Below are 22148 nucleotides of genomic sequence, written 5' to 3'. Positions count from 1 at the left end.
TCGATGTCTCGTCCCAGTCGCCACCGCGCCCCCCGTGTCTCCGCGCGCCTGCGCCTCGCCGTCACCGGCCTGGCGCTCGCAGGTCTCGTCGGCACGGTGGTCCTCGACGCCCCCACCGCGCAGGCCGTGACGTACCCGACGTGGGACGAGGTGAAGTCCGCCCGCGGCAAGGAGTCCGCGAAGCAGGGACAGATCAGCGAGATCAAGGGGATCATCAGCGAGCTCGACGCCAAGGTCGAGGCGGCCCAGGCGAAGGCCAAGGAGCTCGGGCAGGTGTTCTTCGATGCCCAGAAGGACGCGCAGGACGCAGCGGAGAAGGAACAGAAGCTCCGAGCCGATGCCGTCGAGCACGCGAAGGTCGCCGACCAGAGCGCCGCGCAGGCCGGGCAGTTCGCTGCGCAGATGTCCCGCTCCGGTGGCGCCGACGTCACCACCTCGGTGATCACCCAGGGCGAGGACGCCCGTGACCTCCTCTACAACCTCGGCGCACTCAGCAAGCTGTCCGAGCAGGCCGAGCGCGTGCAGGCCGCCGCGAGCATCGACGCCGGGGTCGCGCGGTCGCTCGAGGCGCAGGCCGACCGTGCCGCCGAACGCCTCGACGAGCTGGCCGACAAGGCGCAGGAGCGCATGCAGGAAGCCCAGGCGGCGTCCGACGCCGTGCAGGCCGCCTACGACGAGCAGCAGTCGAACAAGGCCCGACTCGACGCCCAGCTCGCGACCCTGACCTCCGGCCGTGTCCGGACCGAGGCCGAGTTCGCCAAGGGGGAGCGCGCGCGCAAGGCCGCCGAGGCGAAGGCCGCACGCGAAGCGGCACAGCGCGCCGCCGCGGCGGCGGCAGCCGCGGCAGCCGCGAACTCCGGTGGTGGTGGCGGTGGTGGTGCGCCGTCCGGTGGCGGGTCGACGGGCAGCGGCGGCTCGGGCGGCGGCGGCTCCGTCGGCGCCGGGTCCGGGACCGGTTGGGTGCGCCCGGCCAGCGGCTACGTCATCAGCCCGTACGGGTACCGCGTCCACCCGATCTACGGCACCGTCATCAAGCACGACGGTGTCGACCTGGCCAGTGGCTGCTCCACGCCGATCGTCGCCGCGTCCGCCGGCACGGTCGACTACGTCGGCTGGTACGGCGGGTACGGCAACTACGTCCGCATCAACCACGGCGGCGGCGTGCAGACCGCCTACGGCCACATCGTCGACGGCGGCTTCCGGGTCAGCCAGGGGCAGCAGGTCTCGGCCGGGCAGCTCATCGCGCTCGTCGGCTCGACGGGGCAGTCGACCGGCTGCCACAGCCACATCGAGGTGCACATCAACGGTGCCACCACCGACCCGGTGCCGTTCATGGGCGCCCGCGGGGTCGCCTTCTAGGCGATCGACCCCGGTGGGAACGCCGCGCATCGCAGCGGCAACTTCTCCACACATCGGCGTGAAACTTCACCGTTCGCACTTTCGCTGCTACGGTTCCAGGAGGGGGCCGGTCGGGTATCGGGGGGACGATGGGGATCGAGTTCGACGACGCCGCGGCGTCGCGGTTGATCGACTGCGGTGTGGAGGTGGCGATGACCCTTCGAGCCAGCGGTGCACCGCGTCAGAGCATCGCCGACGCTGCGCTGCTCGACTTCGACGGCGCGTACTCGCGGTTGTTCGAGGCCGCACGGCTCACCGAGTCACAAGACCGGATCCGGCTGGCGAAGGCGCTCGAGTCCCTGGTCGAGTAGCTCCGGACCGTGCAGCGGCAGGCCGTGCTGCAGACGGCCTGCTGGCAACGGCGTGGAAACAGCGCCGGTCCGAATCGTTCGCGGTCGTGTCCTGGGTCGGGTACCGCGCACCGGGCGCAGTCGAAGTCCCCAGCCAGGCGCGCGCCGCCGCGGGCGGGGCGAACCTCGCCTCGTTCCTCGACGGCATCCACGACAGCCGGGGCAGCGCGCCGCGGTCACTGACCGTCCTCGGGCACTCATACGGGTCCACCACCGCGGCCGAAGCGCTCGCGCAGACTCGGCACCGGGTCGACTCGCTCGTCACATACGGGTCCGTCGGGTTCACCGACACCACGACTCCCGAGCACCTCAACGTGGACCATGTGTACGCGACCGAGGGGTCCGCTGACCACACAGCGATCCTCGGCCGGATCGGACGCACCGATCCACGCGACCTTCCGGACGTCGACACGTTCGGCGCTGACGATTCCCCTGGCGGCAGCGCCGTCACCGGGCACGACATGTTCCCGGACAGCGGCGTCGGCTACCTGTCCCGAGATGCCACCGCACAACAGACCATCGCGAAGATCATCGCGACGGGGAAGCCATGATGAAGACCATGCGACCGATGCTCCGTGCCATCACGACTGCAGCCCTGGCCCTCGGGCTGCTGTCGGGGTGCACGGCAGGAGGAAACCAGATGCCCACCGACGCAGCCGGCCTCACTCAGCACGACGTCGCCGAGATGTCCCTGCACCAAGAGTTCGACGCCTACCGCGACCACTACGAACACATGCAGCAACTCCTACGGAACGCGCAACTCCACGTCCACGAGGGCGAATGGGAATGGGGCGGCGGCGACGACGTCCCCGGCATCGGCGGAGACGGCGTCGCACCCCTGCCCGGCTCAGACACGAAGAACAGCTACGACATGAGCGCCACCCGGCTCTGGTCCCCACCCAGCGGCACCGACCAACAGCAGGCACTCAAACCGATGATCGACTACTTCACCGAGCAGGGCTGGACCATCGAACGCCGCACCATCACCGGCGACTACGAGGTCTGGGCCACCACCGGTGACGGCTGGCAGATCCAGTACACCGCCCAAGAGAACGGCGACAACCCCCTCACCGTCTACAGCGAACCCTTCTGGACAAACGACGCGCACAAGCTCCGGCGAGCCGTAGCAGGTCGCTCCCGCGCCGACTTCCCCGATCGGTCCCTCCCCGGCGTCTACCCGGACTTCCCCGAGTGGGACGATCCCATCATCAACCCGCCGAAGATCTGAACCGATGCTCCGGTCCCTCCTGACGGCGATCCTCGCGTTGGGACTTCTCAGCGGCTGCGTCGCCGGAGGAACCCGAGCGTCCACCGACGCAGCCGGCCTGACCCGCGACGACATCGCCGGGTTGTCCCTGCACCAAGAGTTCGACGCCTACCGCGACCACTACGAACGCATGCAGCGGCTCCTGCGGGACGCGCAACTCCATGTCCACGACGGCGAATGGGAGTGGGGCAGCGGCGACGACCTGCCCGGGATCGGCGGAGACGGCGTCGCACCCTTGCCCGGCTCCGACACCAAGAACAGCTAGGACATGAGCACCACACGACTCTGATCCCCACCCGGCCCCACCGACCAGCAACGCGACCTGCAACCGATGATCGACTACTTCACCGAACAGGGCTGGGACATCGAACACCGCACCATCACCGGCGACGAAGAAGTCTGGGCCACCACCGGCGACGGCTGGCAGATTCAGTACACCGCCCAGGAGAACGGCGGCAACACCATCACCGTCTACAGCGAACCCTTCTGGACCAACGACGCCAACGCGCTCTCGACGGCCATCTACGGACGCTCGACCGTCAAGTTCCCTGATCGGTCCCTCCCCGGCGTCTACCCGAACTTCCCCCAGTGGGACGACCCAGTCGTCAACAACCCGAAGATCTGAACCGATCGAGCACCACGACGGCTCCGGTTCAGCGCGCCGCAGGTCCCACGTCGTCCACGTCCGCGTTCCAAAGCGCCCGGTACCACGCGGTGCGCTCCGGGTCGTCCGGCAGCCCGTACGCCCGGTGGAACAGCGGCTCCCACCCGGGTCCGTAGTTCCACCCGAGCGCCATCGTCGCCACCGCGATGTCGGCCCAGCGGTCCGCGACTCCCATCGCGTCCAGGTCGACGTGCCCGCTCCACCGCCGGTCCGCACCGATGAGCGTGTTCGGGGTGCACGGGTCACCGTGGCAGACGACGATCCGGTCGGCCGGCGGCTCCGGGCCGAGCTCGGCGTCGGCGTCGGCGTCGGCGGCAACCCCGCGTGCGCGATCAAGTCGGTCCGCGGTCGCCCACGTGAACGGGCAGTCGTCGACGGGCAGGGTGTCGTGCAGCGCGCGCAGGCCCTCCCCCACCGCGACCACCGCGGTCCGGGGTTCGTCGTGCCAGCGCGGGTCGACGGCGCTCCACCCGGGCACGGCACGGGTGTGCAGCCAGATGCCGTCCTCGTCGGTGCCGTGGTCGAGCACCTCCGGCACCCGGGCGTACCGGGACGCCCACGTCAGCCGCGCGGCCTCGCCGCTGATCCACGAACCGTATGCGTGCGGCAGGACCTTCACGAACTCCTCGGCGTGCGCGTCCGGTCCGATGCGGAACGTCGTCCCGCCGATCTCGTTGTGCCAGACGAGGGCGACCTCGCGGCCCCGGGCCATCTCGGTGACCACGCGCGGCACCGGGACGGTCTCGCCCGGCCGGGGCAGGCCGCCGATCGAGCGCACCACGACGGCGCTCAGTGCACGCGGTCCGGGCGGGAGGACCCCGACCCGCCACGAGCGATCTCGAGCAGCACCGGCAGGCGTTCGCCGAGCAGGGCGTCGAGGTCGGCGACGACGGCCTCGACCCGTTCGGTGATCTCGCGCGGCGCGGCACCCCGGCGCGGACGGACCCGCACCCGGATCGCCCGACCACCACGGACCCGGTAGACGTCGACGGCGAGCGAGCCGACCTGGGGCATCTCGCCGATGGCCGAGGAGAGCGCGTGCTGCACGGCCGTGGACTCGATGCGCACCGAACCGGCGACGCCGTCGGCCGAACCGTCGCTGTCCACGACGGTGCCCTCGCGGCCACCGCCGAGCGTCGTCAGCACGACGAGCGCGAGCACGCCGAGCACGACGCCACCGCCGAGCACGCAGGTCCAGGCGAACACCGAGTCCCCACGCGACGCCCCGGTGCCGAGTCCGGCGAGGACATCGCCGACCGTGCGCCACCACGAGGCGACGAGGGGCAGCCCCTGCGCGGTCTGCACCAGGATCGCGGCGACCCCGGCGACGAGCAGGACGAGCCCGAGCACGACGAGCGCCGTCCGGCCGAGCCCACGGTTCGTGGCGTTCATCCGTCCACCCGCCCGGTCGGCTGCACCCGGACCCGTGCAGCGAGTCGCGGCTGCGCGTCGATCGCGACGAACTCCCGCTCGACGGCCTCGGTTGCGGCGACCGCGGGGACGTCCACCCCGGCTGCTGGACGGAGCACGACGTCGACCGTGCGACGGCCGACGGTGCCCACGGCGGCGTCGGCGCCCAGACGGGTCGCGGATCGGGCGGCGCGGGCCGCAGCGGAGGCCAGGACCTCGTCGTCGACGACCACTGCGAGCCGGTCGGACGACATCACGTGCCGCGGACGCCGCTGGGGCAGGATCCCCTGCAGCAGGAGGACGAGGCCGATCAGGGCCACGACGGCACCGATGCCGATCACGATGGTGGTGTCGAGGCCGTCCGGAGCGGCGAGCGCGGCGTCGACCACCGCACGGGGGTCGACGCCGAGCACGTTCTGGTCGAGCAGGACGAGTGCGCCGGCGAAGACCGCGGCGGCGGCGAGCACCAGGGCGATGAGCATCGCGACGACGACGGCGCCCGAACGGGAGACGTGGGTCTCGCGGCGCAGCAGGCGGCGGTGGGTGGCGTGGTGGTCGTCGGGCGAGGGGCCGGCGGGGGCGATCGGATCGGCGTTGCCACCGGCGGGATCGACGGCTGTGGCGGCGGTCACCGGACCCTCCGTGGGGTGTCCACGACCGACGAGGCGAAGGTCACGGTCACGCGGGCGACCTGTCGGCCGGTGACGGCCCGGAAGCGCTCGGCGATCGTGCCGCGAGCCCGGTGCGCCGTGGCGACGACGGGCTCGGCGGGGAGCGCGTGCGTGCCCAGCGCCGGCAGGGCGAGCGGGGCGGTGATCTCGACCGCCAGTGCGCCGCGGCCGTCGTCGACGACCCGGGCACGGACCTCCCGGGCGGCCACGCGGAGCGCCTCGGCCGCGACCGCCTGCGCGGTCCGGACCAGGGCGTGGGCGCCGATGCGGTCGGATCCGGGAACCCGGGCGCCGCCGGGAGCGGAGGACGAACCAGAGCCAGAACCGGGACCAGCACCAGGAACGGAACCGGGGACCCGCACGCCGCTGTCGCCGGTCGGGGCGACGGCGGCCTCGCTCACGACGAGCTCCGGCGCCCGCGCAGCACGTCGAGCAGGCGGCGGAGGTCGACGTCACCCGTCACGATGCGGGCGACCAGACCGCCGACGGCCATGCAGACCGCGACGACCACGAACGCCCAGAACCCGAGCGTCACGGCGACGATCGCGAGCAGGGCGCCGACGCCCATCCCGACGACGGTGGCGTTCACCGGACCCGACCGTCCCGGGTGTCGGGCTCGTCCGCGACGCCGTTGAGCGCCGGGATGTTGACGTCGTTGATGGCGATGTTGACCTCCGTGACCTCGAGGCCGACGAGTTCGGTGACGGCGTTCGTGACGGCGGCGCGCACGGCCGAGGCGACCTCCATCATGGGCGTCGGGTAGTCCACGACGATCGTCAGGTCGACGGCGACCTGCGTCTCGCCGACCTCGACGCGGACGCCCTGTCCGAGCGCGCTCGACCCGATGGCGTCGCGGATGGCGCCGAACGCGCGCGAGGCGTTGCCGCCGAGCGCGAAGACGCCGGGGACGTCACGGGCGGCGATGCCCGCGACCTTCGCGACGACGGTGTCGTCGATGATGGTCCTGCCCTTGGCGGTGACCTGCGTCGTGGTGGTGCCCGCGGGCGTGCCCACGGCTGGGGTGCCGCCCCCGGTGGTGGTCCCGTCGACGCGGTTGCTCGTCGTTGCCATTGCTGCCTCCGATGCGCTCGATTGCTGGCCTCCAGCGAACACCATCGTGCCGGACGCCGCCCAGGCGACGCACCCGCCCCGCCCCGTGGTCAGCCGGCACCGGTAGGTTCTTGTTCCATGCGCGTGGCGACCTGGAACGTGAACTCCGTCCGCACCCGAGTGGGACGGATCGTCGACTGGCTGGTGCGCGAGGACGTCGACGTCCTCGGCATGCAGGAGATCAAGTGCAAGCCCGAGCAGTTCCCCGTCGCGGCGTTCGAGGCCGCCGGGTACCACGTCGAGGCGCACGGCCTGAACCAGTGGAACGGCGTCGCGTTCGCCAGCCGCCTGCCGATGGAGGACGTCACCCGCGACTTCCCCGGCCAGCCCGGGTTCCTCAAGGGCCACGAGGGGCCGGACCTGCCGGTCGAGGCCCGGGCGATCGGCGTCACCGTCGACGGCGTGCGCCTCTGGAGCCTGTACGTGCCGAACGGCCGCGAGGTCGGCGACCCGCACTACGCCTACAAGCTCGACTGGCTCGCCGAGCTGGCCGACCGCACCACGGAGTGGATCGAGGCGTCGCCGGAGACCCCGCTCGCGCTGATGGGCGACTGGAACGTCGCGCCGCTCGACCAGGACGTCTGGGACGTGCGGGTCTTCGAGGGGTCGACGCACGTCAGCGAGCCCGAGCGTGCCGCGTTCCGCGAGTTCGAGGCACGGGGCCTGCAGGACGTCGTCCGCCCGATCGTGCCGGACGGCTACACCTACTGGGACTACAAGCAGCTGCGGTTCCCGCGCAACGAGGGCATGCGCATCGACTTCGTGATGGGGTCGCAGGCCTTCGCCGACGTCGTCACCGACGCGTCGATCCACCGGAACGAGCGGAAGGGCGACGCCCCGAGCGACCACGTGCCCGTGGTGGTCGACCTCGACCTGGACACGTCGCTCGACGACGACCGCCCGATGATCTTCTGATCGGAGTCGGGTCCGGGCCAGGAGCCCTGGCCGAGGGTGCACCGTCCGGCTCTGTTACGCCCGGCGTCCGCCGTCGTTGAGCCGTCCGTCCCGCCGACGTAGGTTTCCTGCACCGACCCCCTCCGAGAGCAGGTGAAGCCATGTCCCGCACGACGATCCTTCCCATCCAGCGCCTCATGGCGACCGCGGCCCCCGGTGCGTGGCGCGACGGCATCGTCGTCGAGACCCGCGCCGCCGACGCCGTGGTGGTGTTCCTCGACGGGAGCACCACGCAGCTGCGGGTGGCGGACGCCGACGGCGTCCTGTCGGTCGGCGAGCCGGTCGCCCACCACCAGGTCGCAGAGATCCTCAGCGCCGGCGGTCGGCAGACCACCGCACGCGTCGCGTAGCGCGGGCGGAGCGGTTCAGGCCGCCATCGCGTCGAGCATCGCCTGGCACTTCGACACCATCTCGTCGCAGGCCATGGCGCAGTAGCGGCACGACTCGTCCATGTCCTGGTGCTGGCGGCACTCGGCGGCACACGCGGTACCCATCGCGACGACGGCCGTGAGCATCGCCTGCATCGCGGCGGTGTCCATCCCCATCGGACGCATCATCATCCGCATGCCGGTGTCGGCGAGCATTGCCGTGTTGGAGCACATCGCGGCGCAGGTGGCCATCTCGCCGCCCATCCGCATGTCGGCCGCGGAGCACATCGTCGCCGCCATCGACGCGGCGTTCATCGCCATCATGGTGTCCTGCATCATGTCCATGTCCATCTCCATGGGCATGTCCGTCATCGACATGTTCTTCATCATCGCCATCGTGTCCATCGCCGGTCTCCTCGTCGTGGTCATCGGTCACGGAGCGGTCCGCCCCGCATGCCCGCCAGGGTACGCGCGCACCGTCCGCGCTCCGTGAGCAGATGTGGTCGAGTCGGCGGACGCGACCCGACCCTTCCTGCGCACCATCAGCGGTGGTCGCCACCACGGGACGGACGGGAGGCCCGGTGCGGCCCCGCCACGGGCCTCCCGTCGGTCGCGGCGCGCGTCCACCCCGCCACGCGGGAGACGCCGGCGTGTGCGCACGACGCCCGCATGTGCGCGAGACGCCGCCGAACCTGGCGGCGTCTCGACGACATCGAGGCGTCTCGACAACACGACGGCGTCGTCCGGGAGCACACACGCCGGCGTCCCGACGACACGACGGCGTCACCCGGGAGCCCACACGCCGGCGTCCCGACGATCGCTACGGGTGCAGCAGGGCGGCGATCGCGACGAGCACGGGCACCGAGCCGAGCGTCGTGACGAGCACGACGTCCCGCGCCACCGGCACCGCGGCCCCGTACCGCTGTGCGTAGTTGAAGACGTTCTGCGCCGCGGGCAGGGCGCCGAGGGTGGTGAGCACGAAGACGTCCTGGTCGCTCAGGCCGAACACGAACCGGGCGAACACGAACGCCACCGCCGGCATCACCACGAGCTTGATCGACGACGCCACGATGACGTCGGTGCGGATCGCGGGGTCCCGCAGCGGGGTCGCACCGTGCAGGCTCATCCCGAACGACAGCAGCACGACCGGCACCGCGGCCGCTCCCACCAGCGAGAACGGCTCGAGCACCGGATCCGGCAGGGTGGTGCCCGTGGCCGAGCACACGAGCCCGACGAGCGAGGCGATGATGATCGGGTTCCGGAACGGCCCGGCGATCCGGCGTCCCCACCCGCCGGCACCAGCGGTCGCCGCGTCGAGGATCGTCAACGCGATCGGGGCCATCACGACGAGCTGCAGCAGGATCACCGGCACGACCGCCGTCGCCTGCCCGAGCACGTAGACGGCGACCGGCAGCCCGATGTTGTTCGCGTTCACGTAGCTCGAGGCCAGCGCGCCGACGGTCGTCGTGGCGACGGGGCGGCGCAGCACCAGACGGAACACGGCGGCAGCAGCGAGGGCGACCACGGCGGCGCTCAGCAGCGAGACCCAGAGCATCGACGACAGCAGCGACGCGATGTCCGCCGTCGCGATGGTGTGGAACAACAGGCACGGCATCAGCACGAAGAACGCGAGCCGGCTCATCACGAACTGCGCGTGCGGACCGAGCAGACCGGTGCGCCCGACGACGTACCCACCGGCGATGATCGCGCCGATGATCGCGAAGCCGATCAGCACGCCACCCATCGCGTCCATCCTCGCATCCCGTCGTGCACCATGTGACGTCGCTCAGGTCGGAAATGCGTACGCATGGAATACCGTTGAGCCCACCATGACCTCGACGAACGCCGACACCCTGACCCGGTCCACCGACTCCAGCCAGCCGCTCGTGCCGCTGCTCGAGGAACGGTGGAGCCCGCGCTCCTACGACGACACCGCGACGATCTCGGACGCGCAGCTCGACGCCGTGCTCGAGGCCGCCCGCTGGGCACCGTCGGCCATGAACCTCCAGCCGCGCCGGTTCATCGCCGGCCGCCGCGGCACCGAGACGTTCCGGAAGATCAACGAGAACCTGCTCGGCTTCAACGCCGCCTGGGCCTTCCGTGCGAGCGCCCTGGTCGTCGGCGTGCTCGAGACCGTCTCCGAGGACGGCGAGGAGCGCTCCTTCGCCCACTACGACCTCGGGCAGTCGCTCGCCGCGCTCACCGTGCAGGCGCACGCCGAGGGACTGCACGTGCACCAGATGGCGGGCATCGACACCGAGGGGCTCCGCGCCGCCTTCGACCTGCCCGAGCGCTTCCTCCCCTACACGGTCACGGCCGTCGGCACCGTTGCACACCCGTCGCAGCTCGACGAGAAGGCCGCCGAGCGCGAGGTCGCCCCGCGCACCCGCATCCCCCTCGACGAGGTCGTGCTCGTCAAGGAGTGAGCGCCGCGCGCGACTCCGCAGACTTCGCGCAGGGGCGCACCGGCCGACCGCGCCACACGGCGCGGGACCGGTCGGCTCTGGCAGGATCGGGGGCATGACCACGCCCCGCCTCGTCGCCTTCGACCTGGACGACACGCTCGCCCCGTCGAAGTCCTCCCTCGATCCCCGCATGCTCGAGACCTTCGCGTCCCTGCTCGAGGTCGTGCCGGTCGCGGTCATCTCCGGCGGCAACTTCACCCAGTTCGAGCAGCAGCTCGTCACCCCGCTGCGCCAGCGTGACGGCCTGCGTCTGGACGACCTGCACCTGCTGCCGACCTGCGGCACCCGGTACTACCGGTGGTCCGACGGCGACTGGGCGCTGCAGTACGCCGAGGACCTGACCGACGAGCAGAAGGCGCGTGCCCTCGCCGCTGTGGAGGCCCGTGCGAAGGAGGCCGGGTACTGGGAGACCGAGACCTGGGGCGCCATCCTCGAGGACCGCGGGTCCCAGATCACGTTCTCCGCCCTCGGCCAGACGGCCCCGGTCGACGTCAAGAAGCTGTGGGACCCGACCGGCGAGAAGAAGGACCACCTCCGCCGGCTCGTGCAGGCCGACCTGCCCGACCTCGAGGTGCGCTCCGGCGGGTCCACGAGCATCGACATCACCCGCAAGGGCATCGACAAGGCCTACGGCATGCAGCGTCTCGCCGAGATCACCGGCATCGCCCTCGACGACATGCTCTTCGTCGGCGACCGGCTCGACCCCGAGGGCAACGACTACCCGGTGAAGGCCCTGGGCGTGCCGTGCCACGCGGTCGAGGGCTGGGAGGACACCGACGCGTTCCTGACGGAGCTCGTCCCGACGCTGCGCTGACCGCACAGGACGCCGGCGTCTCGCGGGGCGGCTGGCCCACCACGGAGGACGCCGGCGTCTCGTCAGGACACCGCTCGATCGTCGAGACGCCACCAGTTCCAGCGGCGTCTCGCGCGGAGGGCGGCGCCGCACCGACACGACGGCGTCTTCCGTGCTCGCAACGGGCGACGCGACGGACGGGAGGCCCGTGACGGGCCCGCCCCGCGCCTCCAGTCAGCAGCCGCGCGCGTCGGGCGGCGCGCGTGTCGGGTGCCGCGGGCGCGCGCTCAGCCCAGGCTGCGGACGGCCTCGACGAAGGCGCGGATCTTCGCCGGGTCCTTGACGCCGCGTTCCGACTCGACGCCGCTCGAGACGTCGACGCCGTCGGGGTCGAGCGCCTCCACCGCCGCGACGACGTTCGCCGGGGTGAGCCCGCCGGCGAGGATCCAGGCCTCGTCGACGTCGCGCACGACGGCCGGGTCGACGAGGCGACCACTGCCGGGCACCGCGGCGTCGAGCAGCAGGAGGTCGTGGTCGTACGACGCCCGCTGCTCCGCCGTCTCGCGCAGGTAGTCCTCGGCCGCGACGGCCCGGATCGTGAAGAACCCGGCATCGCGGGCCCGGGCGAAGTCGGATGCCGTCTCGCCCCCGTGCAGCTGCAGGGTGGTGAGCCCGACCTCGGAGGCGATGCCGACGATCTCGTCGATCTTCTGGTCACGGAAGACCCCGACGGCGTCGATGCCGTCCGGTACCCGCTCGACGAGTTCCTTCGCCAGGTCCGCCGTCACCGTCCGGGGGCTGCCCGCGGCGAAGACGAACCCGACCGCGTCGGCACCCGCGTCGACGGCGGCGTCGACGGTGTCCGGTGTCGACAGGCCGCAGATCTTGATCCAGCGCTGGTCGGTCATGCCGTCCATCCTGCCAGGGACGACGGACGAACGGGGCACCCGTTCACCCAGGGCCGACGACTCAGTGCAGGGCGCCCGCGACGTAGGCGGCGACGCACGCGGCCGCGACCCCGAAGCCCGCGAACGACCCGAGCAGGACGTTCCGCCGCCGCCACCGCCGGACAGCCGAGAACGTGCCGCGGCGGGCGTGCCGGTGGGCCGCACGGTGCATGCGGTGGTTGCGCTGGTGGCGCTCACGCTCGGGCCCCAGGGGCACCGGGCCGGTGATCTGCGTCGAGCCGCCGCGCAGCGCGCTGGCGATGGCGACCGCGGTGGGGCGGCGTGCCGGGTCGCGGGCGGTCATCCGGAGGAGCAGGTCACGCCACTCCTGGGCGACCTCGTCGGGGACCACCGGGTCGTTGCGGAGCCGGGCGAGCGCCGCCTCGATGAGGGTGCCCGAGTACTCCTGCTTGCCGGTCAGCGCCTCGAGCAGCACGAGTCCGAGCGAGTAGATGTCGGTGGCGAAGCTGATCGGCTCGCCGGCGACCTGCTCGGGGCTCAGGTACGCGGCGGTGCCGATCACCGTGCCGTCGTTCGTCAGGCGCGAGCCGTCCACGAAGTGCGCCACCCCGAAGTCGGTGAGCTTGACGGTCCGGGCGAAGCCGGACGACCCCTCGTCGCTGATCAGGATGTTCGCCGGCTTGACGTCGCGGTGGACGATGCCGCGCGAGTGCACGTAGGCCAGGGCGTCGGCGAGCTGCGCGCCGAGGTCGGCGACCTCGTAGTTGTGCAGCGCCCCCTCGGACAGCCTGCGGAGGAGCGTCGTGTCGGCGATGAGCTCCATCACGATGAAGCGGTGCGGGCCGTCCTCGAACTCGTGGGTCCCGGCGTCGTACAGCGGGATGAGGCCGGGGTGCGACAGCATGCTGAGCAGCCGGATCTCGCGCTCCTGGCGGACGCGGTCGGCGGTCGTCATCTTGTCGGGCGTCGCGAAGAGCTTGACGGCCACGGCGCGGTAGGTGTGCTCGTCGCGGGCCTCGTAGACGGAACCCATGCCGCCGGTGCCGATGAGCTTGACCAGGCGGTAGCGGGCTGAGAGGACGGTGTCCGCCCGCGCGCTGTCCAGCAGGGTCATGTTTCCGTCGTCCTGTCCCGAGCCCTCGGGTTCCGCGGCTGCTGCCGGCGTGGTGGGCCCGCTGCAAACGGTACGCGTCCGACTCCACGGCCGCATGCCCGTTACGACATCGTGACCGCTGCGCTTCCCCGGGTTCCCGGGGATCGGGCGGGTACTGTCCGATCTCCATCAGCGACGCGGGAACGCGCAAGGAGGACAACATGGCGATGTCGAAGGGCGACGAGGTGCACTGGAACACCTCGCAGGGCAAGACGACCGGCAAGCTCGTGCAGAAGCGCACGAGCGACTTCGAGTTCGACGGTCAGCACTTCAAGCCGACGGACGACGACCCGTACTGGATCGTCGAGTCGGAGAAGAGCGGCAAGCAGGCCGCCCACAAGGAGTCGGCGCTGACGAAGGCCTGACGACTCAGTCGCGGGCGGGCTCGGCGCGGCGACGTCCCCGGGTCCCGCCCGCGTCGCCGTCTCCGCCCGACCGTCGCTCGGCCCGCATCCGTCGGATCCGCCGGACGACGAAGGTCACGACGACGACCGCGATCGCCACGTAGAGCACGCGGTCGATCCACTCCGTGTACATCTCCACGCGGTCGTACTGCGAACCGAACGCGGCGCCGAGCAGCACGAGCGCGCTGTTCCAGATGCCGCTCGCGATGATCGTGAAGACCGAGAAGGTGCCCAGGTGCATCCGGTCGGCACCGGCCGGCAGTGAGATGAGACTGCGGACGATCGGCACGAACCGGCCGAAGAACACCGCGCTCTTGCCGTGGCGGTGGAACCAGTGCGCCGCCTTGCGGAAGTCGTCCTCGTCGACCAGGGGCAGCTTGCCGAACCACCGCGTGGTGCGCTCGAAGCCGATCTTCGCGCCGAGCCAGTAGAGCACCAGGGCGCCGAGGTACGAGCCGAGCGTGGCCAGGACGAGCACGAGCACGAGGTTCATCTGCCCGGCACCGGCGAGGAACCCGGCCAGCGGCAGGATCACCTCGGACGGGATCGGGGGGAACACCGTCTCGACGAAGAGCATGAGCGCGACGCCCCACTCCCCGAGCGCGTCGATGAGCTGGAGCACGAGGCCGGAGAGCCCGCCCAGGTCCGAGGGAGCGGTGGAGTCGCCGGCGGCGACGGTCATGGCACGGGTGGTCACGGCAGTCGTCATCCGCCCATCATCCCCTGAACGTCCTGTCAGGACCCGGCACGCCGCCTGGGTCTCAGCCGAGTCCCATGTGCACGGAGCGGACGTGGGTGAGCGAGCGGGCGAGCGCTCCCATCGCCACGGCGTCCCGACCGACCGTGGACGGCACGACCGCGACGGGGTGCCGGAGCTGCGGGGCGACGTGCTCGTCGAGCGCGGCGCAGAACACCTCGGCCGCCGGCAGGACCTCGCCGCCGACGACGACGACCTCCGGGTCGATGGTCGTCACGAGCTGGACGACGCCCGGCGCGACGTCGGCGGCGAGCGCCCGGACGGTGTCGACCGCGGCGGTGGACGCCGCCTGGTCGGAGGCCGCCGCTGCTGACGCGGCAGCGAAGACGGACTCGACGTCCGTGTCGGCGGTGATCCGGGCCTCCAGGCGGGCGGGCGCGCCCGGCCAGCCGGTCGAGGCGAGGCCGCCCATCTCGCCGGCCGCCCCGCGGGCACCGCGGGCCAGCACCCCGTCGACGACGAACGCGGCACCGATCTGCCGGCCCATCACCAGGTACAGGCCGTCCCGCACACCGCGGAAGCGCCCCCACATCGCCTCCGCCGTCGCGGCGAGCTTGGCGTCGTTGTCGAAGAACGTGGCGGTGCCCGGGAACAGGTCCTGGATCCGGCCGGGCACCCGCCGCTCCACCCACTCGGGCACGGCGACCGTGTAGTCGATCGCGCCGTCACGGTCGACGACGGCCGGCACCCCGAAGGTGGCGGCGAGCACGGGTGCTCCATCGACGGACCCGGTCAGGCGCCGGACGACGTCCTGCACGCTCGTCCACGCCTGCTCGGCGTCGGCGAGGTCGGCGTAGCGCTCCTCGACCCGGGCCAGGGTCACGCCCCGCAGGTCGGCGCGGACCCCGACGATGCCGTGCAGGCCGAGGTCGACGCCGAGCACGGAGCCGGCCGAGGCGTCGGCGGCGAAGCGCTTGGCGCGGCGACCGGCCTTGTTCGGGGTGGCGATCGCCTCGGCCTCGACCACCCAGCCCTCGTCGACCAGGTCGGCGAGCGCCGCCTCGACGGTGGGACGGGAGAGCCCGACCGAGCGGCTCAGCTCGGTCACGGTGCGCGAGACGTCCTCGTGCAGGAGTGCTCCGAGGATGGCGCGGGAGTTCATCTGCCGGAGCACGCCCGGGGTCGTCCCGACGCTCCCCGGGATCGTTGACACGGTCAGGTCCACGGCCATAGCCTCCACATTACGAAAGATCATTGAGGAATGGTGGCTCCGACATGCTCGTCCCACGACCGCGCCGCACCGGACCGGGTGCCGGGGCCTTCGAGATCACCCCGTCGACCCGGATCGCCGCCGACCCGGCGAGCGAGCCGGTCCGACTGTACCTGCAGCAGACGCTGCGGGGCTCGACCGGCCTGCCGGTCCGGGACGCCGACGACGGTGCGTCGAGCGGGGCGGACGTCATCGTGCTCCGCGTCGCCGACGACCCCTCGCTGCCCGCCGGTCCGGCCGCCCCGGAGGGCGAACGCGCCGAGTCCTTCCGCCTGAGCGTGACGCCCGACCGCGTCGAGGTCGTCGGGGGCACGGCCGCCGGGGTCTTCTACGGCGTGCAGGCACTCCTGCAGCTCCTGCCGCCGGACGTGTACCGCCGTGGCCGGGTGGGCACCGGGCCCTGGACCGTCCCCGCGGTCGTCGTCGAGGACGCCCCCGCCTTCGCGTGGCGCGGCGTCATGCTCGACGTCGCGCGGCACTTCCGCACGAAGCACGAGGTCATGCGCGTCGTCGACCAGCTCGCGGCGCACCGGATCAACCGCCTGCACTTCCACCTCACCGAGGACCAGGGGTGGCGCATCGAGATCCGGAAGTACCCGCGCCTGACCGAGGTCGGGTCGTGGCGTCCGGAGTCGCAGGTCGGGGCACACGTCGCCGACGACGACGGCGTCCTGCGGCCGGCCGGGTTCGACGGGCGGCCGCACGGCGGGTACTACACGCAGGACGACGTCCGCGAGATCGTCGCCTACGCGGCCGACCGGTTCGTCACCGTGGTCCCGGAGATCGAGACGCCCGGGCACGTGCGAGCGGCACTGGCCGCGTACCCGTCGCTCGGGGTCGGCGGCTCCGGCGGCGCGACCGGGACACCGCCGGAGCACCCGGTCGGGGTCTGGACCGAGTGGGGCATCGCGGACGACGTCCTGAACGCCGAGGACGCCACGGTCGACTTCTTCCGCGACGTCCTCGACGAGGTCGTGGCGCTGTTCCCGTCGCGGTACATCGGCATCGGCGGCGACGAGTGCCCGAAGGTGCAGTGGGAGACGGACCCCCGCACGCAGGAGCGCATCCGCGAGCTCGGGCTGCAGGACGAGGAACAGCTGCAGGCCTGGATCATCGGGCAGCTCGCCGCGCACGTCGAGTCGCACGGTCGTCGGGCGTTCGGCTGGGACGAGATCCTCGAGGGGGGCACACTGTCGCAGTCCGCCACGGTGCTGTCGTGGCGCGGCCTGACCGGCGCGCGGACCGCGGCCAAGCGCGGCCACGACGTCATCTCGGCCCCGGATGACCAGGTGTACCTGGACTACCGCCAGAGCGATCTGCCGACCGAACCGATCCCGGTCTCCATCGTGCTCACCGTCGACGACGTCTTCGCCTTCGACCCGGTGCCGTCCGGCCTGACGGACGACGAGCGCGCCCACGTGATCGGCGGGCAGGGCAACATGTGGACGGAGCACGTCGACACCGCCCGGAAGCTCGACTACCAGCTGTTCCCGCGCGTGGCCGCCCTGGCCGAGGCCCTGTGGTCGGCCGACGTCACCGGGCCGCGCGACCTCGCCGAGTTCCGGGGCCGGCTGGCCGAGCACACCGCCCGGCTCGAGGCGATGGGCATCGAGTACCGGCACGAGGCGGGCCCCTTCCCCTGGGAGCAGCGCCCGGGCGTCCCGGGTCGGCCGCACTCCCGCGAGGAGCGCGCGGCGTACATCGACGCGATCACGGCGAACATCGCGGAGTAGCCCCTGGCGGGCGGTCACGACACACCGCTCGGTTGCGCCGACTGGTCAGGTCCCGTCGTCCGGGCGCCCGGCCAGCGACGGGATGTGACCGCTCGACGCGCGGCCGCCGGTGTGTCGCGACCACACGACGGACGGGAGGCCCGGTGCCAGCTGGCACCGGGCCTCCCGTCCGTGCGCGGTCCCGTCCCGTCCTGTCCTGCTCGCGGCACACCGGCGTCACCGCGAGACGCCGCCTGGTGCGCGAGACGCCGCCGGATCCGGAGGCGTCTCGGCGACGTCGCGGCGTCTCGGGCGGACGCCGGCGTCTCGGCGGGGGGGGGGGGCGGACGCCGGCGTCCCGCGGGGACGCCGGCGTCTCGTGCCCGTCCTAGGCGGCGACCGGTGCGTGCTGACCGACCGTCTCGCCGGCCGCGGTGGCCTCACCAGCGGCGGCGTCCTCGTCGGCGGGACGACGCCGGACCCACTTCTTCAGCGCGACGAGCACGCCGGCCGAGATGAAGGCACCGAGCACGACGGCCCCGAGCCAGATCCAGAAGTCGCCGATCGCGAAGAACACGAACACGCCGCCGTGCGGTGCACGCGAGGTCACACCGACCGCCATCGAGATCGCACCGGTGACCGCCGCACCGACCATCGACGCCGGGATGACCCGCAGCGGGTCCGCGGCAGCGAAGGGGATCGCCCCCTCCGAGATGAACGAGAAGCCCAGCAGGTACGCGGCCTTGCCGTTCTCACGCTCCGGCTTCGTGAAGCCCTTGCGGTAGAACAGCGTCGAGGCCAGTGCCATCGCGAGCGGCGGCACCATGCCGGCACCCATGACGGCGGCCATGATCTCGAACGGCACCACGTTCGTCGCGGTCCCGGCACCGAGCCCGGCGACGGCGAACGCGTAGGCCACCTTGTTGACCGGACCACCGAGGTCGAACGCCATCATCAGGCCCAGGATGATCCCGAGCAGGATCGCGGAGGCACCCGACAGCGAGTTGAGGAACCCGGTCAGCTGGGTCATGAGCCAGGCGATCGGCCCGCCGAGCACCAGGAGCATGAGGCCCGAGGCGATGATCGACGCGAAGAGCGGGATGATCACGACCGGCATCAGGCCACGCAGCCAGCGCCAGGTCGGGATGCGGCCGATCCAGTACGCGGCGGCACCGGCGATCAGGCCACCGACGAGACCACCGAGGAAGCCGGCGTTCATGAAGACGGCGATCGACCCGGCGACGAAGCCCGGCGCGATGCCGGGGCGGTCGGCCATCGCGTAGGCGATGTACCCGGCGAGCGCGGCGACCAGGAACCCGAGCGACACCTGTCCGATCTGGAACGCGGCGGCCCCGAGGTAGTAACCGAGGCCCTCCGCCGGCAGGTTCAGCAGGGTCGAGTGGGTCAGCGTCCAGGCGGCGTTGCTCACACCGTCGTCGCCGTGGGTCGACGCGATCTCGTACCCGGAGAGCAGGAACCCGAGCGCGATGAGCAGCCCGCCGCCCGCGACGAACGGGATCATGTAGCTGACACCGGTGAGCAGCCAGCGCTTGAGCGCCTGGCCGAAGTGCTCGTTCGACGTGGTCGTCTCGGTCGAGCTGGCGGCGCCCTGCACGCGGGTGGCGTTCGGGTCCTCCGAGGCGCGGATGGCCTCGGCGATCATCTCGTCGGGCGCGTCGACACCGCGCTTGACGGGGCCGGAGACGAGCGGCTTGCCGGCGAAGCGTCCGCGGTCACGGACGTCGACGTCGACCGCGAACACGACGGCGTCGGCGCGGGCGATGAGCTCCGGGTCGAGGGGTTCGACCTGCGAGGAGCCCTGCGTCTCGACGTGCATCTCGGCGCCGGCGCGCTGCGCCGCTGCCACCAGGGCGTCGGCCGCCATGTAGGTGTGCGCGATGCCGGTCGGGCAGGCGGTGACGCCGACGATGACCTTGCGGGCACCGGTCGCCGGACCGGACGCGTCGTCGGTCGCTGCGTGCGATCCGGCGGCGGGTCGCGCCTGCTGGCCGGTCGCGGTCGTCGCACCGGAGGCACGGCTCGCGTTCCCGACGCCGGCTGCGGACACCTCGCCGCTCACCTCGTGGTCGACGAGCTCGACGATCTCGTCGGGGGTGGTCGCGGCGCGGAGCGCGGCGGTGAAGTCCTCGCGGATGAGCGCGCGGGCCAGGGTCGACAGGACCGTCAGGTGGTCCTTGTCCGCCCCCTCGGGCACGGCGATCATGAAGACGATGTCGGCGTCGCCGTCCGGGGCGCCGAACGGCACCTTCCGGGCCAGGCGGGAGAACGCCAGGGTCGGTTCGGACACCGACGCCGAGCGGGCGTGCGGGATCGCGATGCCACCGGGGACGCCGGTGCCGACGCTCGCCTCGCGCGCGATGGCGTCGTCGGCGAGCGCGGCTCCGTCGGCGGCGCGGCCGGTCGCGGCGACGCGGGCGGCGAGCACGCGGATGACGTCGGTCGACGTGGCTCCGAGGTCCTCGTCGAGGCCGACGAGCTGCGCGCTGATGAGGCGCGGACTCGAGTCTGCGGACATGTGCTTGCTCCTTCGCAATGGCGCTGATCGCGCGGGTCGTGCAGGTGTTCGGGGGTGGGGAGGGGGTCAGGCGGGTTCGGGCGTCCGGTGCGTCGTGAGCACCCGGACGGTGATCGCCGTCGGGTCGGTGTGGTCGAGTGCCGGGACGTCACTGCCGGGCAGGGCGGCGGCTGCGGCACCGGTGGCGACCGCCTGGGCGAGACGCTGCTCCGGCGTCGCGCCCGCGCCCTCGGCGAGCAGGTAGCCGGCGAGCGAGGAGTCCCCCGCGCCGACGGTCGAGCGGGCGACGATCGTCGGCGCTGCGGCGACGAAGGCGCCCTCGTCGGACACCAGGACGGCGCCCGCGCTGCCCAGGGTGAGCAGGACCGTGCCGACGTTCCGCTGCCGGAGCCGCTCGGCCCCGGCCACGGCGGCGTCGAGGTCGCGCTCGTACTCCTCGGGGTCGCCGCCGACGACCTCGGCGAGTTCCTCGGCGTTCGGCTTGACCAGGTCGATCCGCTCGCCGGACTGCAGCAGGGCGGTGAACGGCAGCCCCGACGAGTCGACCGCGATCCGCACGTCCTCGCCGTGGCGGGCGCGGACCGCGCGGACCAGCACGGCGAGTGCGTCGTCCGGCAGCCCGGGCGGCAACGACCCGGCGACGACGACCCATCGAGCGGCGGGACCGGTGGCGGTCGCGCCCGCGGTGTCGGCGACCAGTGCGGCGAGGTCGTCGAGCCGACCGGCGAGCGAGGGGCCGGGCTCGTTGAGCTTCGTGGTGGTGCCGGTCGGCTCGGTCACGGTGACGTTCGAGCGGAGCGGGGCGCCGATCGGCAGCGCAGCTGTCGGGATGCCGCGCGTGGCCAGGCCGAGCAGGACCGGGTCGAGCTCGTCACCGGGCAGGACGGCCACGGTGTCGCCCCCGCTCGCGACGACCACGCGGGAGACGTTGACGCCCTTGCCGCCGGGCTCCGCCGTCGACCGCGTCGCGCGCTGGACGGCGCCGCGCTGCAGCTCGCCCGCGAGCTCGATGGTGCGGTCGAGGGACGGGTTCGGCGTCACCGTGACGATGCGGGTGCTGCTGCGCTGCTCGTTCACGCGACGACCACCTCGACGTCGGCGTCGGTGAGCGCACCGGCGAGGTCGGCCGGCGGCTGCTCGTCGGTGACGAGCGTGTCGATCTCGTCCAGCCGCGCGAACCGCATGAGGGCCTCGATCCCGTGCTTGGCGGCGTCGGCGAGCACCACGGCCCGACGGGCGGCGAGGACGTACGCACCCTTGACGGCGGCCTCGTACTCGTCGGGGGTGCTCAGGCCGAAGCCCGCGGACAGGCCGTTCGTGCCGACGAACGCGATGTCGGGCCGGAGGGCGCCGATCTGCTCGACGGTGGCCGTGCCGACCGCGGCGCTCGTGACCCCGCGGACCCGTCCGCCGAGCAGGTGCAGCTCGACGTGCTCGCTGTGCTGCAGGGTCGCGGCGATCGGCACCGAGTTGGTGACGACGGTGATCGTCGCGCCGGGGGTGGACGGCTCCCAGCGGGCGAGTTCGGTGGCGACGGCCGCGCACGTCGTGCCGGCGTCGAGGGCGATCGAGCCCGTGAAGGTCGGCGGGACCAGGCGCATGGCGGCCCGGGCGATGGCGGACTTGGCGGAGCCGTGCTGCCCCTCGCGTTCGGCGACGGTCAGTTCGATGACGCTCGAGCGCCCGACGGGGACCGCTCCCCCGTGCACGCGGCGCAGGACCCCGGCCGATTCGAGCAGGTCCAGGTCGCGGCGCACCGTCTCGGTGGTGACGTCGAAGTGCTCGGCGAGGTCGGCCACCGAGACGCGGCCGGCGGTCTGCAGCGCCGCGGCGATGGCGTCGTGCCGCTCGGTTGCGTACATGTCCGAACTCCTTCGTTCCCGTGGGTTTTGGAAACTGTAGGCCCGAACCCCACACAAACGCAACGTCCAATGTGGGTGAGATCGCAGTTCGGCCCGGAACCCACACAGGGAACCGGGCCGAAGTGCGACGTCACCGTCAGTGGCGCGAGGACGCGA

The 22148-nt window shown here is 72.4% G+C and carries 27 protein-coding genes and 1 pseudogene; 13 read left to right on the top strand and 15 right to left on the bottom strand.

Annotation, left to right across the window (positions count from 1 at the left end; translation table 11 throughout):
• Nucleotides 1–3: 3 nt before the first annotated feature.
• The 6 genes and pseudogenes from I8920_RS02440 to I8920_RS02420 all read left to right on the top strand — a co-directional run bounded on the left by I8920_RS02440 (nucleotide 4) and on the right by I8920_RS02420 (nucleotide 3640).
• Complete coding sequence (locus I8920_RS02440) at nucleotides 4–1359, top strand: M23 family metallopeptidase (protein WP_198657607.1); 1356 nt, start codon at nucleotides 4–6, stop codon at nucleotides 1357–1359.
• 128 nt (nucleotides 1360–1487) lie between these two features.
• Nucleotides 1488–1709, top strand: a complete 222-nt coding sequence (locus I8920_RS16150; RefSeq protein WP_232832912.1) for a hypothetical protein — start codon at nucleotides 1488–1490, stop codon at nucleotides 1707–1709.
• Between the two features lie 26 nt (nucleotides 1710–1735).
• A pseudogene (locus I8920_RS16145) lies at nucleotides 1736–2299 on the top strand (alpha/beta fold hydrolase); the annotation flags it as partial.
• Between the two features lie 17 nt (nucleotides 2300–2316).
• Nucleotides 2317–2976: a hypothetical protein gene (locus I8920_RS02430; RefSeq protein ID WP_198657605.1), complete on the top strand. Its 660-nt coding sequence runs from the start codon at nucleotides 2317–2319 to the stop codon at nucleotides 2974–2976.
• 4 nt (nucleotides 2977–2980) lie between these two features.
• On the top strand, nucleotides 2981–3280 hold the full coding sequence (locus I8920_RS02425; protein ID WP_198657604.1) for a hypothetical protein: 300 nt from the start codon (nucleotides 2981–2983) through the stop codon (nucleotides 3278–3280).
• Between the two features lie 66 nt (nucleotides 3281–3346).
• Nucleotides 3347–3640, top strand: coding sequence for a hypothetical protein (locus I8920_RS02420; protein WP_198657603.1), 294 nt, complete (start codon nucleotides 3347–3349; stop codon nucleotides 3638–3640).
• Between the two features lie 28 nt (nucleotides 3641–3668).
• Here the strand turns inward: I8920_RS02420 and I8920_RS02415 are convergent, their stop codons facing one another.
• Genes I8920_RS02415 through I8920_RS02390 form a run of 6 tightly spaced genes read right to left on the bottom strand, consistent with a single transcriptional unit; the run spans nucleotide 3669 to nucleotide 6831 of the window.
• Nucleotides 3669–4460 (bottom strand): aminoglycoside 3'-phosphotransferase, encoded by a 792-nt coding sequence (locus I8920_RS02415; RefSeq protein ID WP_198657602.1) that lies wholly within the window; start codon nucleotides 4458–4460, stop codon nucleotides 3669–3671.
• 8 nt (nucleotides 4461–4468) lie between these two features.
• A complete protein-coding gene (locus I8920_RS02410; RefSeq protein ID WP_198657601.1) occupies nucleotides 4469–5071 on the bottom strand; it encodes a hypothetical protein in 603 nt (200 codons plus the stop codon).
• Nucleotides 5068–5721: a hypothetical protein gene (locus I8920_RS02405; RefSeq protein ID WP_198657600.1), complete on the bottom strand. Its 654-nt coding sequence runs from the start codon at nucleotides 5719–5721 to the stop codon at nucleotides 5068–5070. The genes I8920_RS02410 and I8920_RS02405 overlap by 4 nt, the downstream gene beginning before the upstream one ends.
• The gene (locus I8920_RS02400; protein ID WP_198657599.1) at nucleotides 5718–6161 is read right to left on the bottom strand and encodes a hypothetical protein; all 444 of its coding nucleotides are present in this window, start codon (nucleotides 6159–6161) and stop codon (nucleotides 5718–5720) included. The genes I8920_RS02405 and I8920_RS02400 overlap by 4 nt, the downstream gene beginning before the upstream one ends.
• Nucleotides 6158–6349, bottom strand: coding sequence for a DUF2273 domain-containing protein (locus tag I8920_RS02395; RefSeq protein ID WP_198657598.1), 192 nt, complete (start codon nucleotides 6347–6349; stop codon nucleotides 6158–6160). The genes I8920_RS02400 and I8920_RS02395 overlap by 4 nt, the downstream gene beginning before the upstream one ends.
• Entirely contained in the window at nucleotides 6346–6831 is a 486-nt protein-coding gene (locus I8920_RS02390) for an Asp23/Gls24 family envelope stress response protein (RefSeq protein WP_198657597.1), read from the bottom strand. Before I8920_RS02390 ends, I8920_RS02395 begins: the two co-directional genes overlap by 4 nt.
• 117 nt (nucleotides 6832–6948) lie before the next feature.
• Here I8920_RS02390 and I8920_RS02385 point away from each other — a divergent pair, with 117 nt between their 5' ends.
• On the top strand, nucleotides 6949–7785 hold the full coding sequence (locus I8920_RS02385; RefSeq protein WP_198657596.1) for an exodeoxyribonuclease III: 837 nt from the start codon (nucleotides 6949–6951) through the stop codon (nucleotides 7783–7785).
• A 140-nt stretch (nucleotides 7786–7925) separates the two neighbouring features.
• On the top strand, nucleotides 7926–8174 hold the full coding sequence (locus I8920_RS02380) for a nuclease (protein ID WP_198657595.1): 249 nt from the start codon (nucleotides 7926–7928) through the stop codon (nucleotides 8172–8174).
• A gap of 15 nt (nucleotides 8175–8189) precedes the next feature.
• Here I8920_RS02380 and I8920_RS02375 read toward each other — a convergent pair whose 3' ends face one another.
• Nucleotides 8190–8537 (bottom strand): aldehyde dehydrogenase, encoded by a 348-nt coding sequence (locus I8920_RS02375; protein ID WP_232832795.1) that lies wholly within the window; start codon nucleotides 8535–8537, stop codon nucleotides 8190–8192.
• Between I8920_RS02375 and I8920_RS02370 the strand changes: the two genes are divergently transcribed.
• Nucleotides 8536–8685 (top strand): hypothetical protein, encoded by a 150-nt coding sequence (locus I8920_RS02370; protein WP_198658803.1) that lies wholly within the window; start codon nucleotides 8536–8538, stop codon nucleotides 8683–8685. The two genes, I8920_RS02375 and I8920_RS02370, sit on opposite strands and share 2 nt — an antisense overlap.
• A 327-nt stretch (nucleotides 8686–9012) precedes the next feature.
• Here the strand turns inward: I8920_RS02370 and I8920_RS02365 are convergent, their stop codons facing one another.
• Nucleotides 9013–9936, bottom strand: a complete 924-nt coding sequence (locus tag I8920_RS02365; protein ID WP_198657593.1) for an AEC family transporter — start codon at nucleotides 9934–9936, stop codon at nucleotides 9013–9015.
• Nucleotides 9937–10021: 85 nt separating this feature from the next.
• Here I8920_RS02365 and I8920_RS02360 point away from each other — a divergent pair, with 85 nt between their 5' ends.
• Nucleotides 10022–10618: a nitroreductase family protein gene (locus I8920_RS02360; RefSeq protein WP_198657592.1), complete on the top strand. Its 597-nt coding sequence runs from the start codon at nucleotides 10022–10024 to the stop codon at nucleotides 10616–10618.
• A gap of 94 nt (nucleotides 10619–10712) precedes the next feature.
• A complete protein-coding gene (locus tag I8920_RS02355; RefSeq protein ID WP_198657591.1) occupies nucleotides 10713–11471 on the top strand; it encodes an HAD-IIB family hydrolase in 759 nt (252 codons plus the stop codon).
• A gap of 266 nt (nucleotides 11472–11737) precedes the next feature.
• Here I8920_RS02355 and I8920_RS02350 read toward each other — a convergent pair whose 3' ends face one another.
• Nucleotides 11738–12358, bottom strand: a complete 621-nt coding sequence (locus tag I8920_RS02350) for a phosphoribosylanthranilate isomerase (protein ID WP_198657590.1) — start codon at nucleotides 12356–12358, stop codon at nucleotides 11738–11740.
• Nucleotides 12359–12419: 61 nt separating this feature from the next.
• Entirely contained in the window at nucleotides 12420–13472 is a 1053-nt protein-coding gene (locus I8920_RS02345; RefSeq protein ID WP_198657589.1) for a serine/threonine-protein kinase, read from the bottom strand.
• A gap of 200 nt (nucleotides 13473–13672) precedes the next feature.
• Here I8920_RS02345 and I8920_RS02340 point away from each other — a divergent pair, with 200 nt between their 5' ends.
• Entirely contained in the window at nucleotides 13673–13876 is a 204-nt protein-coding gene (locus I8920_RS02340) for a DUF2945 domain-containing protein (protein ID WP_198657588.1), read from the top strand.
• Nucleotides 13877–13880: 4 nt separating this feature from the next.
• Here the strand turns inward: I8920_RS02340 and I8920_RS02335 are convergent, their stop codons facing one another.
• Complete coding sequence (locus I8920_RS02335; RefSeq protein WP_225557534.1) at nucleotides 13881–14624, bottom strand: DedA family protein; 744 nt, start codon at nucleotides 14622–14624, stop codon at nucleotides 13881–13883.
• 52 nt (nucleotides 14625–14676) lie between these two features.
• Nucleotides 14677–15837, bottom strand: coding sequence for an ROK family transcriptional regulator (locus tag I8920_RS02330; RefSeq protein ID WP_198657587.1), 1161 nt, complete (start codon nucleotides 15835–15837; stop codon nucleotides 14677–14679).
• A 50-nt stretch (nucleotides 15838–15887) separates the two neighbouring features.
• Here I8920_RS02330 and I8920_RS02325 point away from each other — a divergent pair, with 50 nt between their 5' ends.
• On the top strand, nucleotides 15888–17615 hold the full coding sequence (locus tag I8920_RS02325) for a beta-N-acetylhexosaminidase (RefSeq protein ID WP_198657586.1): 1728 nt from the start codon (nucleotides 15888–15890) through the stop codon (nucleotides 17613–17615).
• A 367-nt stretch (nucleotides 17616–17982) separates the two neighbouring features.
• Here I8920_RS02325 and I8920_RS02320 read toward each other — a convergent pair whose 3' ends face one another.
• From I8920_RS02320 to I8920_RS02310, 3 genes are all read right to left on the bottom strand, one after another.
• Entirely contained in the window at nucleotides 17983–20130 is a 2148-nt protein-coding gene (locus I8920_RS02320; RefSeq protein ID WP_198657585.1) for a PTS fructose transporter subunit IIABC, read from the bottom strand.
• Between the two features lie 66 nt (nucleotides 20131–20196).
• Nucleotides 20197–21207 (bottom strand): 1-phosphofructokinase family hexose kinase, encoded by a 1011-nt coding sequence (locus tag I8920_RS02315; protein WP_225557537.1) that lies wholly within the window; start codon nucleotides 21205–21207, stop codon nucleotides 20197–20199.
• On the bottom strand, nucleotides 21204–21992 hold the full coding sequence (locus tag I8920_RS02310) for a DeoR/GlpR family DNA-binding transcription regulator (RefSeq protein WP_198657584.1): 789 nt from the start codon (nucleotides 21990–21992) through the stop codon (nucleotides 21204–21206). Before I8920_RS02310 ends, I8920_RS02315 begins: the two co-directional genes overlap by 4 nt.
• Nucleotides 21993–22148: the final 156 nt, after the last annotated feature.

The organism is Curtobacterium sp. YC1 (genome assembly GCF_016267665.1).
Lineage (GTDB): Bacteria > Actinomycetota > Actinomycetes > Actinomycetales > Microbacteriaceae > Curtobacterium.
Note: the sequence above shows the minus strand (reverse complement) of the source record. Positions and strands in the feature narration are given on the sequence as shown.

Excerpts from the sequence above, each read along its gene's own strand:
- I8920_RS02440 (WP_198657607.1), top strand. The coding sequence starts at position 4 with ATGTCTCGTCCCAGTCGCCACCGCGCCCCCCGTGTCTCCGCGCGCCTG.
- I8920_RS16150 (WP_232832912.1), top strand. The coding sequence starts at position 1,488 with ATGGGGATCGAGTTCGACGACGCCGCGGCGTCGCGGTTGATCGACTGC.
- I8920_RS02430 (WP_198657605.1), top strand. The coding sequence starts at position 2,317 with ATGCTCCGTGCCATCACGACTGCAGCCCTGGCCCTCGGGCTGCTGTCG.
- I8920_RS02425 (WP_198657604.1), top strand. The coding sequence starts at position 2,981 with ATGCTCCGGTCCCTCCTGACGGCGATCCTCGCGTTGGGACTTCTCAGC.
- I8920_RS02420 (WP_198657603.1), top strand. The coding sequence starts at position 3,347 with ATGATCGACTACTTCACCGAACAGGGCTGGGACATCGAACACCGCACC.
- I8920_RS02410 (WP_198657601.1), bottom strand. The coding sequence starts at position 5,071 with ATGAACGCCACGAACCGTGGGCTCGGCCGGACGGCGCTCGTCGTGCTC.
- I8920_RS02390 (WP_198657597.1), bottom strand. The coding sequence starts at position 6,831 with ATGGCAACGACGAGCAACCGCGTCGACGGGACCACCACCGGGGGCGGC.
- I8920_RS02385 (WP_198657596.1), top strand. The coding sequence starts at position 6,949 with ATGCGCGTGGCGACCTGGAACGTGAACTCCGTCCGCACCCGAGTGGGA.
- I8920_RS02380 (WP_198657595.1), top strand. The coding sequence starts at position 7,926 with ATGTCCCGCACGACGATCCTTCCCATCCAGCGCCTCATGGCGACCGCG.
- I8920_RS02370 (WP_198658803.1), top strand. The coding sequence starts at position 8,536 with ATGTCCATCTCCATGGGCATGTCCGTCATCGACATGTTCTTCATCATC.
- I8920_RS02375 (WP_232832795.1), bottom strand. The coding sequence starts at position 8,537 with ATGGACATGATGCAGGACACCATGATGGCGATGAACGCCGCGTCGATG.
- I8920_RS02365 (WP_198657593.1), bottom strand. The coding sequence starts at position 9,936 with ATGGGTGGCGTGCTGATCGGCTTCGCGATCATCGGCGCGATCATCGCC.
- I8920_RS02360 (WP_198657592.1), top strand. The coding sequence starts at position 10,022 with ATGACCTCGACGAACGCCGACACCCTGACCCGGTCCACCGACTCCAGC.
- I8920_RS02355 (WP_198657591.1), top strand. The coding sequence starts at position 10,713 with ATGACCACGCCCCGCCTCGTCGCCTTCGACCTGGACGACACGCTCGCC.
- I8920_RS02350 (WP_198657590.1), bottom strand. The coding sequence starts at position 12,358 with ATGACCGACCAGCGCTGGATCAAGATCTGCGGCCTGTCGACACCGGAC.
- I8920_RS02345 (WP_198657589.1), bottom strand. The coding sequence starts at position 13,472 with ATGACCCTGCTGGACAGCGCGCGGGCGGACACCGTCCTCTCAGCCCGC.
- I8920_RS02340 (WP_198657588.1), top strand. The coding sequence starts at position 13,673 with ATGGCGATGTCGAAGGGCGACGAGGTGCACTGGAACACCTCGCAGGGC.
- I8920_RS02335 (WP_225557534.1), bottom strand. The coding sequence starts at position 14,624 with ATGACGACTGCCGTGACCACCCGTGCCATGACCGTCGCCGCCGGCGAC.
- I8920_RS02325 (WP_198657586.1), top strand. The coding sequence starts at position 15,888 with ATGCTCGTCCCACGACCGCGCCGCACCGGACCGGGTGCCGGGGCCTTC.
- I8920_RS02320 (WP_198657585.1), bottom strand. The coding sequence starts at position 20,130 with ATGTCCGCAGACTCGAGTCCGCGCCTCATCAGCGCGCAGCTCGTCGGC.
- I8920_RS02310 (WP_198657584.1), bottom strand. The coding sequence starts at position 21,992 with ATGTACGCAACCGAGCGGCACGACGCCATCGCCGCGGCGCTGCAGACC.